The organism is Staphylococcus sp. EG-SA-17 (assembly GCF_017151845.1).
Classification (GTDB): Bacteria; Bacillota; Bacilli; order Staphylococcales; family Staphylococcaceae; genus Staphylococcus; species Staphylococcus aureus.
This window is the reverse complement of the sequence record NZ_JACVZO010000062.1, coordinates 1-1,690: the sequence shown is the minus strand read 5'-3', so window position 1 is coordinate 1,690 and position 1,690 is coordinate 1. Positions and strand designations below refer to the sequence as shown.

The 1,690-nt window shown below is 49.2% G+C and carries 1 rRNA gene; it reads left to right on the top strand.

Annotated features, from left to right (window positions below):
- Positions 1-63 precede the first annotated feature (63 nt).
- Positions 64-1,615 (top strand): 16S ribosomal RNA (locus IDG65_RS14005).
- Positions 1,616-1,690 lie beyond the last annotated feature (75 nt).

Here is a 1,690-nt window from a genome sequence, read left to right as displayed (position 1 = left end):
AAAAACGTAACTATAAGTTACAAACATTATTTAGTATTTATGAGCTAATCAAACATCATAATTTTTATGGAGAGTTTGATCCTGGCTCAGGATGAACGCTGGCGGCGTGCCTAATACATGCAAGTCGAGCGAACGGACGAGAAGCTTGCTTCTCTGATGTTAGCGGCGGACGGGTGAGTAACACGTGGATAACCTACCTATAAGACTGGGATAACTTCGGGAAACCGGAGCTAATACCGGATAATATTTTGAACCGCATGGTTCAAAAGTGAAAGACGGTCTTGCTGTCACTTATAGATGGATCCGCGCTGCATTAGCTAGTTGGTAAGGTAACGGCTTACCAAGGCAACGATGCATAGCCGACCTGAGAGGGTGATCGGCCACACTGGAACTGAGACACGGTCCAGACTCCTACGGGAGGCAGCAGTAGGGAATCTTCCGCAATGGGCGAAAGCCTGACGGAGCAACGCCGCGTGAGTGATGAAGGTCTTCGGATCGTAAAACTCTGTTATTAGGGAAGAACATATGTGTAAGTAACTGTGCACATCTTGACGGTACCTAATCAGAAAGCCACGGCTAACTACGTGCCAGCAGCCGCGGTAATACGTAGGTGGCAAGCGTTATCCGGAATTATTGGGCGTAAAGCGCGCGTAGGCGGTTTTTTAAGTCTGATGTGAAAGCCCACGGCTCAACCGTGGAGGGTCATTGGAAACTGGAAAACTTGAGTGCAGAAGAGGAAAGTGGAATTCCATGTGTAGCGGTGAAATGCGCAGAGATATGGAGGAACACCAGTGGCGAAGGCGACTTTCTGGTCTGTAACTGACGCTGATGTGCGAAAGCGTGGGGATCAAACAGGATTAGATACCCTGGTAGTCCACGCCGTAAACGATGAGTGCTAAGTGTTAGGGGGTTTCCGCCCCTTAGTGCTGCAGCTAACGCATTAAGCACTCCGCCTGGGGAGTACGACCGCAAGGTTGAAACTCAAAGGAATTGACGGGGACCCGCACAAGCGGTGGAGCATGTGGTTTAATTCGAAGCAACGCGAAGAACCTTACCAAATCTTGACATCCTTTGACAACTCTAGAGATAGAGCCTTCCCCTTCGGGGGACAAAGTGACAGGTGGTGCATGGTTGTCGTCAGCTCGTGTCGTGAGATGTTGGGTTAAGTCCCGCAACGAGCGCAACCCTTAAGCTTAGTTGCCATCATTAAGTTGGGCACTCTAAGTTGACTGCCGGTGACAAACCGGAGGAAGGTGGGGATGACGTCAAATCATCATGCCCCTTATGATTTGGGCTACACACGTGCTACAATGGACAATACAAAGGGCAGCGAAACCGCGAGGTCAAGCAAATCCCATAAAGTTGTTCTCAGTTCGGATTGTAGTCTGCAACTCGACTACATGAAGCTGGAATCGCTAGTAATCGTAGATCAGCATGCTACGGTGAATACGTTCCCGGGTCTTGTACACACCGCCCGTCACACCACGAGAGTTTGTAACACCCGAAGCCGGTGGAGTAACCTTTTAGGAGCTAGCCGTCGAAGGTGGGACAAATGATTGGGGTGAAGTCGTAACAAGGTAGCCGTATCGGAAGGTGCGGCTGGATCACCTCCTTTCTAAGGATATATTCGGAACATCTTCTTCAGAAGATGCGGAATAACGTGACATATTGTATTCAGTTTTGAATGTTT